This is a genomic window from Streptomyces sp. V3I7, assembly GCF_030817495.1.
In the GTDB taxonomy this organism is placed as follows: Bacteria; Actinomycetota; Actinomycetes; order Streptomycetales; family Streptomycetaceae; genus Streptomyces.
In genome coordinates this window covers 4,573,621-4,588,329 of the sequence record NZ_JAUSZK010000001.1, presented here as the reverse complement: position 1 = coordinate 4,588,329, position 14,709 = coordinate 4,573,621, and the positions used below count along the sequence as shown (strand labels likewise).

At 65.4% G+C, this 14,709-nt stretch carries 18 protein-coding genes and 1 tRNA gene; 9 read left to right on the top strand and 10 right to left on the bottom strand.

Annotation, left to right across the window (positions count from 1 at the left end; translation table 11 throughout):
* Positions 1 to 160 precede the first annotated feature (160 nt).
* The 3 genes from lysA to QFZ74_RS21560 all read right to left on the bottom strand — a co-directional run bounded on the left by lysA (position 161) and on the right by QFZ74_RS21560 (position 3,354).
* Positions 161 to 1,552, bottom strand: coding sequence for a diaminopimelate decarboxylase (gene lysA, locus QFZ74_RS21570; RefSeq protein ID WP_307622446.1), 1,392 nt, complete (start codon positions 1,550 to 1,552; stop codon positions 161 to 163).
* A 140-nt stretch (positions 1,553 to 1,692) separates the two neighbouring features.
* Complete coding sequence (gene nrtL / locus QFZ74_RS21565; RefSeq protein ID WP_307622445.1) at positions 1,693 to 2,757, bottom strand: ArgS-related anticodon-binding protein NrtL; 1,065 nt, start codon at positions 2,755 to 2,757, stop codon at positions 1,693 to 1,695.
* A 93-nt stretch (positions 2,758 to 2,850) separates the two neighbouring features.
* Complete coding sequence (locus QFZ74_RS21560) at positions 2,851 to 3,354, bottom strand: response regulator (protein WP_307622444.1); 504 nt, start codon at positions 3,352 to 3,354, stop codon at positions 2,851 to 2,853.
* A gap of 164 nt (positions 3,355 to 3,518) precedes the next feature.
* On the opposite strand from QFZ74_RS21560, the gene QFZ74_RS21555 reads away from it, so the two are divergent.
* The 4 genes from QFZ74_RS21555 (at position 3,519) to QFZ74_RS21540 (ending at position 6,057) form a co-directional block, all read left to right on the top strand.
* Positions 3,519 to 3,590: transfer RNA gene (locus tag QFZ74_RS21555), tRNA-Arg, on the top strand.
* 277 nt (positions 3,591 to 3,867) lie between these two features.
* A complete protein-coding gene (locus QFZ74_RS21550) occupies positions 3,868 to 4,812 on the top strand; it encodes a site-specific integrase (RefSeq protein WP_307622443.1) in 945 nt (314 codons plus the stop codon).
* Positions 4,813 to 4,927: 115 nt separating this feature from the next.
* Positions 4,928 to 5,812, top strand: coding sequence for a helix-turn-helix domain-containing protein (locus QFZ74_RS21545; protein WP_307622442.1), 885 nt, complete (start codon positions 4,928 to 4,930; stop codon positions 5,810 to 5,812).
* 92 nt (positions 5,813 to 5,904) lie between these two features.
* Complete coding sequence (locus QFZ74_RS21540; RefSeq protein WP_307622441.1) at positions 5,905 to 6,057, top strand: hypothetical protein; 153 nt, start codon at positions 5,905 to 5,907, stop codon at positions 6,055 to 6,057.
* Between the two features lie 290 nt (positions 6,058 to 6,347).
* Here the strand turns inward: QFZ74_RS21540 and QFZ74_RS21535 are convergent, their stop codons facing one another.
* Positions 6,348 to 6,566 carry a hypothetical protein gene (locus QFZ74_RS21535; protein ID WP_307622440.1) on the bottom strand — a complete coding sequence of 73 codons (219 nt, stop codon included), beginning with the start codon at positions 6,564 to 6,566 and terminating at the stop codon, positions 6,348 to 6,350.
* 128 nt (positions 6,567 to 6,694) lie between these two features.
* Here QFZ74_RS21535 and QFZ74_RS21530 point away from each other — a divergent pair, with 128 nt between their 5' ends.
* Positions 6,695 to 6,958, top strand: a complete 264-nt coding sequence (locus QFZ74_RS21530) for a winged helix-turn-helix domain-containing protein (RefSeq protein WP_307622439.1) — start codon at positions 6,695 to 6,697, stop codon at positions 6,956 to 6,958.
* A gap of 241 nt (positions 6,959 to 7,199) precedes the next feature.
* Complete coding sequence (locus tag QFZ74_RS21525; RefSeq protein WP_307622438.1) at positions 7,200 to 7,991, top strand: hypothetical protein; 792 nt, start codon at positions 7,200 to 7,202, stop codon at positions 7,989 to 7,991.
* A 165-nt stretch (positions 7,992 to 8,156) separates the two neighbouring features.
* On the opposite strand, the gene QFZ74_RS21520 is transcribed toward QFZ74_RS21525, so the two are convergent.
* Positions 8,157 to 9,332 carry a phage major capsid protein gene (locus tag QFZ74_RS21520; RefSeq protein ID WP_307622437.1) on the bottom strand — a complete coding sequence of 392 codons (1,176 nt, stop codon included), beginning with the start codon at positions 9,330 to 9,332 and terminating at the stop codon, positions 8,157 to 8,159.
* A gap of 88 nt (positions 9,333 to 9,420) precedes the next feature.
* Entirely contained in the window at positions 9,421 to 9,639 is a 219-nt protein-coding gene (locus tag QFZ74_RS21515) for a hypothetical protein (RefSeq protein ID WP_307622436.1), read from the bottom strand.
* A gap of 1,054 nt (positions 9,640 to 10,693) precedes the next feature.
* Here QFZ74_RS21515 and QFZ74_RS21510 point away from each other — a divergent pair.
* A complete protein-coding gene (locus tag QFZ74_RS21510; protein WP_307622435.1) occupies positions 10,694 to 11,401 on the top strand; it encodes a hypothetical protein in 708 nt (235 codons plus the stop codon).
* A gap of 15 nt (positions 11,402 to 11,416) precedes the next feature.
* Here the strand turns inward: QFZ74_RS21510 and QFZ74_RS30465 are convergent, their stop codons facing one another.
* The 3 genes from QFZ74_RS30465 to QFZ74_RS21500 all read right to left on the bottom strand — a co-directional run bounded on the left by QFZ74_RS30465 (position 11,417) and on the right by QFZ74_RS21500 (position 12,863).
* Positions 11,417 to 11,731: an HNH endonuclease gene (locus QFZ74_RS30465; RefSeq protein ID WP_373462491.1), complete on the bottom strand. Its 315-nt coding sequence runs from the start codon at positions 11,729 to 11,731 to the stop codon at positions 11,417 to 11,419.
* Between the two features lie 276 nt (positions 11,732 to 12,007).
* A complete protein-coding gene (locus QFZ74_RS21505) occupies positions 12,008 to 12,523 on the bottom strand; it encodes a hypothetical protein (protein ID WP_307622434.1) in 516 nt (171 codons plus the stop codon).
* 82 nt (positions 12,524 to 12,605) lie between these two features.
* Positions 12,606 to 12,863, bottom strand: coding sequence for a hypothetical protein (locus QFZ74_RS21500; RefSeq protein ID WP_307622433.1), 258 nt, complete (start codon positions 12,861 to 12,863; stop codon positions 12,606 to 12,608).
* A 490-nt stretch (positions 12,864 to 13,353) separates the two neighbouring features.
* Here QFZ74_RS21500 and QFZ74_RS21495 point away from each other — a divergent pair, with 490 nt between their 5' ends.
* Both QFZ74_RS21495 and QFZ74_RS21490 read left to right on the top strand, forming a co-directional pair.
* Complete coding sequence (locus QFZ74_RS21495; protein WP_307622432.1) at positions 13,354 to 13,617, top strand: CopG family transcriptional regulator; 264 nt, start codon at positions 13,354 to 13,356, stop codon at positions 13,615 to 13,617.
* On the top strand, positions 13,614 to 14,027 hold the full coding sequence (locus tag QFZ74_RS21490) for a type II toxin-antitoxin system VapC family toxin (protein ID WP_307622431.1): 414 nt from the start codon (positions 13,614 to 13,616) through the stop codon (positions 14,025 to 14,027). Before QFZ74_RS21495 ends, QFZ74_RS21490 begins: the two co-directional genes overlap by 4 nt.
* Before the next feature lie 285 nt (positions 14,028 to 14,312).
* On the opposite strand, the gene QFZ74_RS21485 is transcribed toward QFZ74_RS21490, so the two are convergent.
* Complete coding sequence (locus tag QFZ74_RS21485) at positions 14,313 to 14,543, bottom strand: hypothetical protein (RefSeq protein WP_307622430.1); 231 nt, start codon at positions 14,541 to 14,543, stop codon at positions 14,313 to 14,315.
* Positions 14,544 to 14,709 lie beyond the last annotated feature (166 nt).

The following is a 14,709-nucleotide window of genomic DNA, read 5'->3' as shown; positions in this document are numbered from 1 at the left end:
ACCAGTCTCACGTACCGGAGGGGGATTTCTGCCCAAAGTCCGGATCATGAGACGCCTCTTTCATTTTTCCGGGACCGGAGGGCAGCGCGTGCCCTCCGGTCCCGGAGTGCGGGGTGTGCTCCGGGTCTGCTCCGGGTCTGCTCCGGGTCTGCTCCGGCTGTCAGCCGACGTCGAGCCGCAGGAGGTCCTCCTCGGTCTCCCGCCGGACGATGACCCGGGCCTCGCCGTCGTTCACCGCGACGACGGGCGGCCGGAGCACGTGGTTGTAGTTGCTGGCCATGGACCGGCAGTACGCGCCGGTGGCCGGCACCGCGATGAGGTCCCCCGGCGCCAGGTCGGCGGGCAGGAACGCGTCGCGCACGACGATGTCGCCGCTCTCGCAGTGCTTGCCGACGACCCGGGCGAGCATCGGCTCGGCGTCGGAGGTGCGCGAGACGAGCGCGACGCTGTACTCGGCGTCGTACAGCGCGGTGCGGATGTTGTCGGACATGCCGCCGTCGACGGAGACGTACGTCCGCAGCCCGTCGAGGGGCTTGATGGTGCCGACCTCGTACAGCGTGAAGGCGGTGGGTCCGACGATCGCGCGGCCGGGCTCGACGGAGATGCGAGGCGTACGCAGCTTGGCGGCCTCACACTCACGCGTGACGATCTCCGTCAGCGCCTTGGCGATCTCGTGCGGCTCACGCGGGTCGTCGTCGCTCGTGTAGGCGATACCGAGCCCGCCCCCGAGGTCGATCTCGGGCAGCTCGATGCCGTGCTCGTCGCGGATGTCCTTGAGGAGCCCGACCACCCGGTGGGCGGCGACCTCGAACCCGGACATGTCGAAGATCTGCGACCCGATGTGGCTGTGGATGCCGATGAGTTCGAGCCCGTCGAGCTGAAGGGCCCGCCGTACGGCCTCGGCGGCCTGCCCACCGGCCAGCGGGACCCCGAACTTCTGGTCCTCGTGGGCGGTGGCGATGAACTCGTGCGTGTGCGCCTCGACGCCCACGGTGATGCGGATCTGCACCTTCTGCCGCGTGCCGAGGGACTGGGCGATGTGGGCGACCCGGACGATCTCCTGGAAGGAGTCGAGGACGATCCGTCCGACGCCGGCCTCGACGGCCCGGCGGATCTCGTCCTCCGACTTGTTGTTGCCGTGGAAGGCGATGCGCTCGGCGGGCATGCCCGCGGACAGGGCGGTGGTGAGTTCGCCGCCGGAGCAGACGTCGAGGTTCAGCCCCTCCTCGTGCAGCCACCGCACGACGGCGCGCGACAGGAACGCCTTGCCCGCGTAGAAGACGTCGGCGTCGGTGCCGAAGGCGGTGCGCCAGGCACGGGCCCGGGCCCGGAAGTCGGTCTCGTCGAGGACGTACGCCGGCGTGCCGAACTCCTCGGCGAGCCGGGTGACCTCGATCCCGCCGACGCTGACGACTCCGTCGTCGGTGCGCGTGACGGTGTGGGACCAGACCTTGGGGTCGAGAGCGTTGAGGTCGGCGGGCGGCGCGTGGTAGTGGCCCTCGGGGAGGACGTCGGCGTAGCGGGGCCCGGCGGGGTGTGCGGAACGGCTCATGACGGTGGCTCTCTGGATCTCTCAGTCTGTCTCTGGGGCGCAGGGGGCGGGGGCGGGACTCGGCGGCTGACCGCTGGTCACGGTCGCTCGGGTCCACTCTGGCCGCTGGTGCTGGTGACCGCAGCTCGCCCTCTCCGCTCTCAAAGGTGATCGGGTGCGTCGATGCCGAGCAGGGAGAGGCCGCCGGCCAGCACCGTCCCGGCGGCTTCGGCGAGCGCGAGCCGGGCGCGGTGGGCGGCCGAGGGTTTCTCCTCGCCGAGCGGGAGGACGGTGAACAGAAAGGGCAGCGCGGCGTCGGCGACGGTGACGAGATGCCGGGCGAGCCGGTCGGGGGCACGGCGTGCGGCAGCCGCCGCGAGGACTCGGGGGTGGTCGGCGAGGGCGGTGACGAGCTCGGAGGCGTCCACGTCACCGAGCAGGTCGGGGGCGCGGCGGGCGGCGGCCACGGCGAGGAAACGGGGGTGGTCGGCGAGGGCGGTGACGAGCTCGGGCGCGTCCACGTCACCGGGGTCGGCCGTGAAGCCGAGGTCGGCGGCGTTGCGCGTGAGCGCCCGGGTGCGGGCGTGGGCGTAGCGGACGCGGAAGAGGGGGTTGCCCTCGCGCTGGACCAGGTGATCGGCGGTGATGCGCGGCCGGTCGTGGAGGGCGGGGTGGAGCAGGGCCCACTGGGCGGCGTCGGCCCCGAGCGGCGCGGGATCCTCGGGCGCTGGAACGGGCCGCAGATTGACGGGCTCCTCGTGCACGACCTCGACCCGGCCACCCTGGGTCGCGATGATCCGCCCGAGCACATCAGCGACGACCTCGGCCCGGACGTCGTACGGCACCCACAGCTCGACAACCTCTCCGGCGAGGGCGTCACCGTGACCGTAGGCGGCGCCGCGCTCCCGGATCTCCCGCACGAGGGCGGCGACCGGGCCGGCGTCGCTGCGCAGGCTGAAGTTGAGGAACCCGGGCCCGGTGACGACGACGTCACCGACACCGTCCGCGTCGAGGAGATGCGCCCGCAGGATCTCGGCCACCCGGAGGGGCGGCTGCCCGGCGGCCCGGGCGAGCTGGAGCGCGACGTTGGTGGCGTAGTCCCCCCACCCCCCGGGCCCCGGCACGGTCACCTGCGCCCGCTCCGGCACCCCGACGTCCAGCTCCCCCACCGAGACAGCACGACGCACCGCGCCCAGCACGGTACGGGAGAGCTCGACGGGAGTCACGGGACAAGGGTATGGGAGGAGGGGGGTGGGGGTGCGAGGTGGTTTGGGGTGGGGGTGGGGTTTGGATGGGGGTGGGGGCGGACTTGGGCAGGCTCAGGCGGGCCCGGCGGCGCGCTCGGTGTGCCCGCTCCGCTCTGCGGCAAGGCCCGACGCACCGTCGATGTCGAGGACGCTGCCGTCACCGTCACCGTCACCGCCTCCGTCCCCACTCCGCCTGTCCCTTCCGCACTCGAGGAGCTGCCGTACGACGCGTACGAGCTCGGCGGGGTCGAAGGGCTTGGCGAGGAAGGCGTCGATCCCGACGTCGAGGCCGCTCTCGATCTCGTGCTGCGTACAGGCGCTGACGATGGCGAGAGGAAGATCACGAGTGCGCCGGTCGGCACGGAGCCGGGCGGCGGTACCGATCCCGTCCAGCCGAGGCATGACGACGTCGAGAGTCACGGCGTCGGGCCGCACATGGTGAACGATCTCAAGACACTCGGCACCATCAGCCGCGGTCACCACCTCGAGACCCTCCAGCTCGAGATTGACCCTGATCAGCTGCCGGATGACCTTGTTGTCGTCGACAACAAGCACCCGACCCGACGCGCCCGACACAACTCGAGAGTAGGTCCGCACGGGCCACCGCGTCCGGCTTTTCCCCACTTCCACCCGCGCGAGGGACCCACCCCGCCCCCGCCCCAAAACCCGTTCCTGAACACCCCACCGGAGCTGGTAGTGTTCTACCCGTCGCCGCGAGCAGTCAGCTCCACAATCGACACGCCCCCGTAGCTCAGGGGATAGAGCAACGGCCTCCGGAGCCGTGTGCGCAGGTTCGAATCCTGCCGGGGGCACAGAACCGCAGTGACCTGCGAAAATGTGCTTCAAGAAGCCGTTTGGTAGCCCTAGCCAGAGTGCTAGGCGAACTGCCAAGCGGCTTTCTTGTTGCCTAGAAGACGCTCGCCGGCGCAGCTCGCCTAGCTCCAGACTCCCCAGGAGCCATGGATGCCGAGCAGTGCCGAGAGGACTCGGAAGAGCCCGCTCCGAGCGGCGGGTAGCAAGCCCGACCGCTCCCCCACCACCAGCGCACCGAAGAGCAAGACCGCTACTGCTGTCGCAGAGCGGGAATCGATGATCGCTGAGTTCGCCGACGCGCTTCGAACGAAGACCAACAGGAACGGCCGCCCGTACGCTCCGCGCACCATCGGCGCGTACAAAGACGCTGCGATTGCGCTGCATCACTGGATGACGAAAGAGCGCATCTGCGCTGACTTCACCGCGTGCGATGTCGACACCCTGAACCGCTTCTTCCGCTGGTACCAGCGCACGCACGACCAGAAGCAGCATGAGAGCTTCACGGGTGGCACGAACACGAAGCAGCGCAACCTTCGGCACCTCTTCACCTGGCTCGCCGAGGAGTACGAGTACCCGCACCCGTGGGACGACAAGAGGTTGCAGCGTTACAGCGTCCCGCAGGACGCGGCGCCGAAGACGCTCAGTGCCGAGTTCATCGAGGACGTACTGAAGGCGACCGGGGGCGGCAGCCCCCGAGTGCGTGACTTCGAGCGGACCCGCGATCACGCAATCATTCGCGTTCTCACTGAGGGACTTCGAGCGGATGAGCTGCTGAGGCTCACCGTGGACAGCCTGCACCTCGAAGAGGGGCTGTTGCAGGTTCCCCCGGTCAAGGGTGCACGCGCATCCCGTGCGGGCCGCATCGTGCCGTTGCAGCCGAAGACCGTAATGGCCCTACGCCGCTACCTCCGAGCCCGTGAAGGACACCGCCACGCCGGGGGCGGGTGGCTCTGGCTCGGCACCCGTGGCCGAGGACGCCTGAAGTACAGCGGGCTCTACCGCGTGATCAACCGTCGCGCCGAACAGGCCGGGTACGGGCACGTAGCGCCCCACATGCACCGCCACACCTGGACTCACGATCTGCTATCCGCGGGAGTCTCCCCCGAGGACGTGATGGAAGTCGGCGGCTGGAAGGACCGGAGCATGTTGCGCCGGTACGGCGCCGACATGGCCTCTGATCGCGCCGTGACGGCCGTTCGCCGCCTCGGCGACCGGTACTGACAGCAGCAGTCCGCAATGGCGGCACCTGGCCGCAACTGCCCTTCCCCCAAAAAAGAGTGACCCCGGCAGTGCTACCAACACTCCGGGGTCTGACACCGAAGAGGTTCAGTCTTCGATGCAGGTACAGCGTACTAAGCACAGCTCCGCGTACGTTCAGATCCCCAATGTCATCGCGCGGCACGGGCGCCTCTCCCTCGAAGCCGTCGGCTTGCTGGTGAGGCTCCTCTCCCTGCCCGACGGCACCGGGGCCACCGTCGAGAAGATCTGCGCCCAGGTCCCCAACGGCCGGCGCTCTGTCTCCAAGGCCATGAACGAGCTGGTCGAGGTTGGCTACGTCAAGCGCGCCAAGCTCCAGGACCCGGAGACCGGTCGATGGGTGACTGTCACGACCGTTTCCGACACCCCGGAGTCCGAGACTTCCCCGACTAACCACATGGCGACGGTCGGTGAGACGACTGGTCGGGCTGTCGGCGGCTCTCCCAAGGGAGAAAAGACGGAGAGCAAGAAAGACACCACCCCTACCCCCGTCCAGGCTCAGGAAGCCGCTCCGCTCGCTCCTGAGACCCCCGAGCAGGGCGGGAATGGAGAGACTGCCTTCCTGCACAAGATCGGCCGCGAGATGGCCCGTGAGGGCCGTCGCATCCTTGAGCGGCTGAGCCTGCACAAGAGCTTGCCTCTCTCGGATCAGGAGATAGGCCGCCTAGCCCCGAGGGTCGTCCCTTGGCTGCGCGAGGACTACCGCAGCGAAGACATCCTTCAGTGCCTCACGCAGAACCTCCCCGAGCACGTCAGCTCTGTCCCCGGCCTGATCACTCACCGGCTGAAGAACTTCACCCCGGAGAGGACCGCCCAGGCCGCCGCTCAGGCGCCCTCTCGGCCCGTTGAGCGGGCCCAGTGCGAAGTCTGTGAGGCCCCGTTCCGTCTCGGCCACCAGGGCGGCGTCTGCCGCTCCTGCCAAGACGAGCTGAACCATGCCGCCACCTTCCTCGCGGCTTCCTAGAACTCGGTCTGACAGGCCCCGAAACCCCGAACGCCCATCCTGCAAGGAGAGTTGTGACTGTGAGCCGTTCCCTGTCGGTCCGTAGGACGCCCATGATCGATGCCGCCCTGTCCGACATCATGCGTGTGACGAACGCGGAGACCACGACCGAAGCCGTTGCCCGCGCCCTCGACCTGTATGCCGCCTGGCTCAAGCTCAAGCCCGGAACGACCGTTGCGGCGACTGGTCACACGCGCCGCGTGTGACGCAGTAATACCGCCCGACAGAGCGTTTACACGCCCTGTCCTACAGGCCAGACGAGCCCCGCACCGAAGGCGTGCGGGGGCTGCCGTCGTCTCTGCGGAGACCTAGGCCGCGGTGCCCCCTCGGGGCGGTTCAAGATCGTCTGTATCGGCCAACCATTCGAGCCCGCCGCCCTCAGGTTCGAGCCATACGCACACTCGGGCGGGGTGGACTTCATCGTGGCCGCCGCTCGGGATGATGTGGCCGTTCCGGCCTTCTATGGGGTCGTATACGAGCTGGCCAGCGAAGAGCCTCACTGCCCGGCCTCTTCGAGGATGACGGCCAGGGCCTCGGCCACCTCGGCCCGGCATCCCCCGAGCTCGACCATCGCCATTCCGTGAACGGGCCAAGTGCCGGCCAGGGAAGGAAGGGTGATGCCGTGCGCGTCGAGCGCACGCTTCAGCCGTACGGCCACGGCGAGGCCCTGGTCATAGGTAGCGGCGGTTGCGGAGTCCATTTTCTCGGCAGGCATGCGGCCTCTCCTTGGCCCTCTCCAACGTGACTAGCCCATACTGCTACAGGCTGCTCCGCACCGCTACATGCCGCTCTATGCCGCTACCGCAAGCTGCACGCAGCTGTGTACCGACCTAGCTTCGAGCCATGGCAGACACGCCCATCGATCCGGAAGCCGCCGAGTACGTCTACCGGCAGGTCGCTGACCACATCGCTGCCGAGGTGGCCTCGGGGAAGCTTCACCCTGGGGCTCGCCTGCCAGGGGAGCGAGCCTTGGCTGAGCAGTACGGCGTAGCCATTGGCACAGCACGGAGAGCGGTTCAGGAATTGCGGGAACGCGGCCTCGCCGTCACGCTGCCCGCCAAGGGAACGTTCATCGCCGACTCACAGGACCAGCCCGAAGGGCAGTAGAGGGCAGTTGCCTGCTGAGGGCCGCAAACGCCCTGCAAAACGACGAAAGCCCCCTGCACCCGACGGTGCAGGGGGCTTGTCATGTCGAGCGTGACCGGATGGCCGCAAGGCCGTCGGAGGCTCTAGGCTGTCCGGCCCTGGCCGTGTTCGTGTGACTTCGAGGGATGCACAGGAGTGCGAGGTGCGGGCACCCCTGGCATGCCTACGCGCTGTCTGTGGGGAGAGGAGCCCGGGGTACAGGATGATCACCGCCGAAAGCTACATTGGGTCAAACGACTTCTGGAATACCGTAATCACCGTCCTAGTGGCGGCACTATTCGGAGGTCTTGCAGTTTGGGGTACGCTTTACGCCGCCAAGCCAAGGCGGCATCTCTTGTGGATTGAGGCATCAAACTCCCCACTGCTGGACCCCAACACGCATTCACACTCGTTCGATGTCAACTATGATGGAGCCTCAATCGCGCGGCCCCGCTTGGTGACCCTCATCCTCAAGAATACGGGCAAACGCGATGTCCGAGAGCAGGATTTTACCAGCGGAGACGATTCACTTGTCTTCGACTTCAAGACACCCGTGGTCTCGGTGCTCTCGGTTCAGGCTAACCCCACTTCGGCACCAGCTCCCCGAACAACGATCACCGGCAACAAGGTTGCGGTGAACAAGGGCCTATTCAAGACTGGCCAATCGGCCGAATTTCTTGTCCTGGTCGATGGAGGGAAACATGACGTCGAATGCGCGAGCGCTCATCTCTTGGAAACGCCAGTGGATCCAATTGACAGCCGGGACGGACTGTTCCCGGTGTGGCGTCGCCCGAACTTCCGCCTATTCGCGGCTTTCCTTCTCGGGGTCCCTGCCGCGGGGCTCACTATCGGCTCGGTCCTTGTATTCCTGGGGCCCGAGTTCCTGGATTCGAAAAATATGAGCTGCGAATTGTTTGGTGTGCATATTCAGACCGAGCAGGTAGATGGCTGCAAGACGATCAATGACCAGCTTGTACGCATCGGCTATAAAGGACCCCGGGTTGGTTGGCGCTGAAAACGACGAAAGCCCCCCGCCACCCAGAAGGGTGCGGGGGGTCGTTGCTCCTAGCCTTCGCCCGCCAGGCCCACATGGGTTGGGGACGAGGACGGGGACAGCAGCGCGTCACGGGTCGGCGCGTCCTCGACGCGCTGAACGGTTTCTTGACTGGGCCGAAAAAAACTAACTGGCGGCAGCCTTGATGACCTGAGCCGAAGTGGCCTCGGCCAGAGAAACGCCAGCCATGCGCATGGTCAGCTTGAAGCCGACCTGATCGGAATCAAACCGCGCATCCTCGCTCACCTTCACCGTGGCATTGCGACGGATACCGACCACGATGCGGGAGCCGTCGGCAACGACGACAGTCTTAGCGGGAAGGAACGCGCTAGGAAGGATCGGCAGGCCCCAAGCCGTGGAAGCCGGGGAATCCGTCGGGGAACCGCCCTGGTAAATGCCCGACCCCGCAGCCTTCTCCTTACGCAGAGCCGCAGCCATGTCGATAGAAGCCCACACAACCGAGGGAGTTCCGTTCGTGGCCTCGATACGGGCCACGGCGTCGGCCAGGTCGTCATACGTGACCGTGACCTTTCCGGTGCCGAGGGTCGTAGACGTGCCCTGAGACACGATGCCCTTGATCGGGTTCGCACCCGAGCCAGTGAAAGCGTCGGCATCGAACTTGAGGGAAGCGTCGCGAAGAAGGTTCTCGGCGATCACCCGCCGCTGATCAAGCGCGGAATCCTCCAGCACCTCAGTCGAAGCCCACTGAATTTCGCCGATCTTCTTCGCATCAAACTTGACCTCACCCCAAACCATCTGCCCCTCGGGGATCTGCTGCCCCTCGGCGGCATAGTCAGCACCCGTGGAGGAAACAAGCTGCGGAACGGAGAGAGTAGCCGAAGTGAAAGGAATGATACTGTCGGCCGGCAGGCCGCGCAGGAAAGTGGACTTGGCCTTCAGAGCATCGATGTACTTGCCGGAGATCTCCTGAGGAACGGTATATCCACCATCCACGGGAACAGACTCGGAGATCAGAGCGCGATATTCGCCGAGAGACGGCATAAGCGTGCGCCACTCGTCCTCGCGATCGCCAAGCAGTGCCGAACTACCAGTGAGGGCGGACGCCATGCCCGCGCGCTCTGCCAGGGTGCGAACCTCCGCCTCGCGCTCGCCACGCTCAACAGCGTCTCGGGCCTCGGCCTCCAGGCGGTGAAGGTCCTTGTCGATGCGCTCGACACGCTCACGCTTCTCAACGGCAGAGAGCCTCGAATCGGCCTCGATAGAGCGAAGCTCGGTAACCAGCTTCGCACGCTCCTCAAGAGCGGCGTTCGCCTGCTTCTTGTAAGTGTCCTGAATAGACATTAAGAACCTTCTTCGGATTGGGGCCGGGTAGCGGCCATGAAAAAACCGCCCAACACCCGAATGGGTGGGGCGGCATAGACTCAGGCGGTTACTGTTCGCGCAGGAACGCGCGAAGCTTTTTTATACGGTCGAGCCATTCAGCCCGCGCCGTTTCATTTGTGCAGGCTTCGACTTTCTCCTGCCATCTACTAATCAGCTCTCCTATCTCCTCGGTCGAGTAGAACCAGGAGATGTTCAGGAAGAAGCCGTAATTGATCGGCCCTGGCGATTCGCGCCGATAGGCTTCACGCTCAGAACGGAACGACATGAGCCAGGCGCCGAAGCTCGGCTTGTTCCGCGTAGCGCACTCTGCGACGAATCTTGTGCGCTAGTGCTCGACAATCATCAGAGCAATATCGGCGCGGTCTGCCTGTCCGGTACTCCGTGGCAAACTCACGCTCACACGTCCAGCACGTCAGAGCGACCGTGCTATCCATGTCTCACCTCCTTCGAATGACGATGGGGCGAGAGCGTCCGGTACGGAAAACACGAAGCGGCCCGATCCATGGCCAGCATTGGAAATGCCATGAAACCGAGCCGCTCCGGTCGCACCGCCCAGTGCCCTACCCAACCTCGATCACCCGAAGTTTCATAATCTATAGACGGGTTAGGTTGCGAAACCCACCACAAAACTATGGGTGATGCCGATCACCTCGGCCGTTAGCCGAGTAGACCGCCGAACGTGCCATCACTGCCGCCGGCCAACATCCGCTGTCGCTCGTACTGCTCCTCGGGCAAGACATTGCCCAAACCTTCTAGGCCACCCGTCAACAGGCAGTCGGCCCACGCCTCGACCTCCGAGGCGTACACCTGCCCCCAAGGCGCCATAAACGCGCCCTCAGCCTCCTCCATAGACGGGGCGGGGTCCACCAGCCCCGCAGGGGCCTGCCCAGCGGCCTTAGCGCGCACCGCACGCTTGCGCTCCCGCGCTCGGGCCTTCAAACAATCAGGCTGCCCGCAGGTCGCCTTAACGTTCCCATTCCGGGCCCGCTCCAAGGTGCGGGTACGACAATACGGGCATCGCTTCACTGTTGATCTCCTATCGAATGGTTGAGGACAACCGTCCCCCGAATGTCCTCAGGCATGTCCCTAGGCATTGCATGCGAATACGCGCTCTGACGTGCGGATACGTCCGCATCCGCTGCCACCGCCGTCCTATGTCCTCAGGCACGCAAAAAGAGGGAAAGAGGCGGGTGCGGGGATGTAGCCCGGAATCCTTTTCCCATCCCCCTCCTCCTGGCCGTGGGTCTGTGAGCGGAACCCCGCTTCCCTGATACGCCAAACGTCTCGTTACCCATGCTTCGATGCACTAGCCTGCGCCCATGACAAGCGAATCCATGCTGCTGGCAGTCGACTTCGGCGCCTGGACCTCCGAAGATTGGTCGGCCGCCTCGGCGGTCGCTACGGCTCTGCTGACCCTCTTCACCGTGGCTATCGCCTTGGCGGCTGCGCTCTACGCGCGCCAACAGGTGACCCTGGCTCGGCAACTGCGCGAAGAGCAAGCCCAGCCATTTGTCGTGGTTGACATCCAAGACAACCCGGTATGGCGTCAAGCCTTTGACTTCGTGATTGAGAACATGGGGCAAACCCTCGCCAAGAATGTCAAGATCAAGATAGATCCGCCCTTGACATCTACCCTGGATAGCGATGGATATCCTCTACAGTCGACACCGTTGCTCACCCAAGGGATTCCGTCACTGCCTCCACGCAAACGCATCACCGCACTCTTTGACGTCGGGGCTGATCGGCGTGAAGCCGGACTGCCGATGAAATACACAGCCACCGTCGAATTCGAGGATGCTCATGGAAGACCACAAGAGCCCCTGACCTACATCCTCGATCTCTCGATCCGGTACAGCCTTCTCTCCATGACCGAGTACGGTGTTCATGACGCCGCCAAGGCTTTGCGTGAGATGTCCAAAACCCTCAAAGAAACTCGGAGAGATCTGAATCAAGAGCGCCAACGACAGCGAGCGATTCAGCGTGCAATTGACGAGTTGGGTTCCACGGAACCCACTGGAACCGAGTGAACTAGCGAGCGCCACCTAGGCCGTCCTGTTGCCTCGGCTGAAGTTGCACGGCCCGCAGGCCGGGCGAAGGTTCTCAATGTCATTCGTTCCGCCTCGACTGAGCGGAACTATGTGATCGGCCGTGGTGGCCGGCCGAGCATTGCAGATAGAGCAGACAGGGTTAGCCGCGAGGATCGCGGCCCTAGCCTTCCGATATTGAGTGTTGTAACCACGCGCCCAGGGCGAAGGGCGCGTGTGCTGTCTCTTCTGCTCCCGCCGCTTCGCTGCGGCCGAGGTGCACGGCTCACACCGTGAGCCGAGGGAGTAGAGCCGCTTACAGCGGCTGCACATCAAATAAGCCATAGATACTCCAGAAGAAGGGCGCCCTTTCGAGGGGGCGCCCATAGATAGGAAATAGGTAGGGCACCCTCGACGGGGTGCCCGTAGTAGTGCTCTCAGCCTGGCCTCAATCGGCCAGGGGATTTACTGCTGTTGCTCCTGGCCTTACTCGGCCAGGGCTCTACTGCTATCGCCCCTGGCTTCGGCCAGGGCTGCACTGTTCCCTCCGGGGCCCAGGCTCTATAGGGAAACCCGCGTTTGCCCAGGTCAGAGCACTGGTGCGGGGCGTCAGGCGCACGCTTTATCGTCGTTACCCCGGTAAAGATCCAGTGCGAACAGCGCAGCGTCACGCTGCTTCGGCAGAGACGGCACGCTTGCCAGCTCACGGGTAGCGGCACCCGTCACACCATGGCGAGAGCATCGCTTCGGGTCGTTCGGCGTCTTGCCGCCGCCTCGGAATTCGTAGGCCATGAGAAGGCAACGTGCGTCGGCTTCCGGCGCGAGGACCCCCGCGGCCTTCAGCTTCGCTATCGCTCTCCGTACGTTCGCGGCATCGACCCCCATCAGCCGCACTAGTTCCCCTCGGCCGTACTCGGAGTGGCCGTACCGGTCCGCGCGGGCCACCGCGTAGCCGAGAAGCCGAGCATCGGTGGCCAAGGCCGCGCACTGCGCCATGGCGAACGCCGCATCCTGGCTCAGGCCAAACCACGGTCCACGGGACGAGGTGGCGTGCCCCCTCGGCTCGTACTCGGCATCCCACTGTGCTTCCGTGGAATAGGCGGTCTCGGTGGCAAATTGGGTCATTGGACAGTTCCTCCAATCGTTCACGGGCATAGAAAAAGCCCCGGAGTTTCCGGGGCCGTAGCGCGGTCTTCTCCTGTCACGCCTACTCTTCGAGGAGGCAAAGCCTGCCGCTTTCCCGTATGAACTTGTCTCGGCCCAAGTACTTCACGACGCCGTCACGGATGCCGAACACATCGACCAGACAGCCCGATTCGTCCACGGTCACGGGTCGCACAAAGAACGTGTGATCCTCATCCGTGAAGTCCGCCCACAAGTAGTACGCGCCTACCTCAGGCTCGGCGCACACCTCGAAGGCGGGCAATCTCTCGGCTTCGGCTTTGGTCGTGATGTCGAGGATCATGGAAGTGTTGTAACTCGTTCCGGGTGGCGGAATCAAGGTTGACTTGCAAGAGGTGTTTAAACGGCCCTTGAATAATCGACAAGGAAAAGTGTTTAAACGCCTTCTATCGCGCAACGTTCCCGTACCCATCGGAGCGAACGAAAGCCCTCACACACGGCCGCGGAGGCCGTGTGCCTTTGCTGTCCTACGCAAGCGGCCTACGGCCGCTGCTTCTGCTCTTCGGGCCGGTCACGGCCCGTGCTACGCTCCGCACCACCGAACGGCCTCCGGAGCCGTGTGCGCAGGTTTCGAATCCTGCCGGGGCACTCCGGATCAAGGCGCTGAGATGCAGAAATGCAGATCAGCGCCTTTTTCGTGCTTCCTAGCGCCCTGACGTCCCTGGTACTTCCCGCGGAGGCGTCTTTGGCCTCGCCAAAGCGAGCCGTAGGGCGATCCGTCTGCCAGGTCTACTCCGACCGACAGGGAGAGGATGAGGAGTAGGATGAGTAGCATGAGTGAGCCTACCGGCAAGTACTCGATCACTATGCCACGCGACATCGCCGAAGCCGCCAAGGCCCGGAGCGGGCCCTCGGGGTTGTCTGCTTACGTGGCCGCCGCAGTGGCCCGCCAGATCGAACGCGACAACCTCAACGAACTCCTCCAGGTCGCCGAGGCCGAGCACGGTCCCGTCACGGACGAGGAGATCCAGGCGCTGCGAGACCAGCTCCACAAGGTCCGGCGTCAGCAGACACACGGTGGGGCGGACGCCGCGTGACCCGCTCGCCCGCCAGCCCGGGCGGCACCCTGGTTCTCGATAGCGAAGGGCTGGCCAAGGCCGTCCTGCGCGACCGCACGGTCACCGGCTGGCTCGCCCTCGCTCACGCCGACGATCTGCGGGTGGTCGTCTCCTCGGCCACCCTCGTGGAAGTGGTCCACCCACGGATCAACCGTCCGGCCCTCGAATGGACGCTCTCCCGACTTGTCGTCGAACCGGTCAGCGAGCCCATCGCCCGGCACGCATCTGCTCTCCTCGCGGACGCCGGGCTGCACGGCCACAAGTACGCCATCGACGCGATGGTCAGCGCGACCGCTCTCGCGGCACCCGGCCCTGCCACGATCCTGACCTCCGACCCCGAAGACCTCATCACCCTGTGCGGTGGACGCGCCACCGTCATCAAGATCTGACTCCGGCGCCCAGACATCGCCGTACAGGGCGGAACGGGTCGAGAGACGAGTACTCGATCGTTTTTCTCGGTTGCCGGCGTCTACGTCCGGGATTCGCTCAGACCGCCGCGTTGACCAACGCACAAAGCTCCCAGCGAAGCCCGACCATCCCACCCAAGGTGAGATGTCGTGCCCGCCAGGAGCCTCGTCGTCTGTGCAGCTTGTTCCTGGGCCGCCTTGCCGTCCCGCCGGGCTCGGGGGAGCCGGCGGGTGCCTCATCGGAAGGCGGTCAGGTCACGTGCGTGCTCAGAGGGAGACGTTGACGCCCGCCTGGTTGATGGCGGTGGCGCCGGCGACGGCACCGGTGGCGGCACCGACGGCCTGGTTGCCGAGGGCGTCGACGGTGGCCAGGGCGTCCGCGCTGCTGATGGACGTGGCACCGGCGGTGATGCCGACCTGCGGGTTCAGGCCACCGGCGATGTTGTCGAGCTCGGCGTCGGCGATCTCAGCGGTGTGGACCTGGGGAGCGGAGTTCATGGGGGACTTCCCTTCGCATCGAAGTACTACACGGGGAGCGGCCTTGCTGGGGACAGTTGCAGGCCGCGACCGCAGGCGGGAGACATGCGTTCCGGAAATCCTTCGCGCGCAACCCCGGCGGCCCCCCGGATCAAACCACGGTGAGCTGCGGGCATCCAGTCAAGGC

Bases quoted from the DNA above. Each gene is read 5' to 3' on its own strand.
- lysA (WP_307622446.1), bottom strand. From the start codon at position 1,552: ATGAGCCGTTCCGCACACCCCGCCGGGCCCCGCTACGCCGACGTCCTC.
- QFZ74_RS21550 (WP_307622443.1), top strand. From the start codon at position 3,868: ATGATCGCTGAGTTCGCCGACGCGCTTCGAACGAAGACCAACAGGAAC.
- QFZ74_RS21545 (WP_307622442.1), top strand. From the start codon at position 4,928: ATGCAGGTACAGCGTACTAAGCACAGCTCCGCGTACGTTCAGATCCCC.
- QFZ74_RS21540 (WP_307622441.1), top strand. From the start codon at position 5,905: ATGATCGATGCCGCCCTGTCCGACATCATGCGTGTGACGAACGCGGAG.
- QFZ74_RS21535 (WP_307622440.1), bottom strand. From the start codon at position 6,566: ATGCCTGCCGAGAAAATGGACTCCGCAACCGCCGCTACCTATGACCAG.
- QFZ74_RS21530 (WP_307622439.1), top strand. From the start codon at position 6,695: ATGGCAGACACGCCCATCGATCCGGAAGCCGCCGAGTACGTCTACCGG.
- QFZ74_RS21525 (WP_307622438.1), top strand. From the start codon at position 7,200: ATGATCACCGCCGAAAGCTACATTGGGTCAAACGACTTCTGGAATACC.
- QFZ74_RS21520 (WP_307622437.1), bottom strand. From the start codon at position 9,332: ATGTCTATTCAGGACACTTACAAGAAGCAGGCGAACGCCGCTCTTGAG.
- QFZ74_RS21515 (WP_307622436.1), bottom strand. From the start codon at position 9,639: ATGTCGTTCCGTTCTGAGCGTGAAGCCTATCGGCGCGAATCGCCAGGG.
- QFZ74_RS21510 (WP_307622435.1), top strand. From the start codon at position 10,694: ATGACAAGCGAATCCATGCTGCTGGCAGTCGACTTCGGCGCCTGGACC.
- QFZ74_RS30465 (WP_373462491.1), bottom strand. From the start codon at position 11,731: ATGTGCAGCCGCTGTAAGCGGCTCTACTCCCTCGGCTCACGGTGTGAG.
- QFZ74_RS21505 (WP_307622434.1), bottom strand. From the start codon at position 12,523: ATGACCCAATTTGCCACCGAGACCGCCTATTCCACGGAAGCACAGTGG.
- QFZ74_RS21500 (WP_307622433.1), bottom strand. From the start codon at position 12,863: ATGATCCTCGACATCACGACCAAAGCCGAAGCCGAGAGATTGCCCGCC.
- QFZ74_RS21495 (WP_307622432.1), top strand. From the start codon at position 13,354: ATGAGTGAGCCTACCGGCAAGTACTCGATCACTATGCCACGCGACATC.
- QFZ74_RS21485 (WP_307622430.1), bottom strand. From the start codon at position 14,543: ATGAACTCCGCTCCCCAGGTCCACACCGCTGAGATCGCCGACGCCGAG.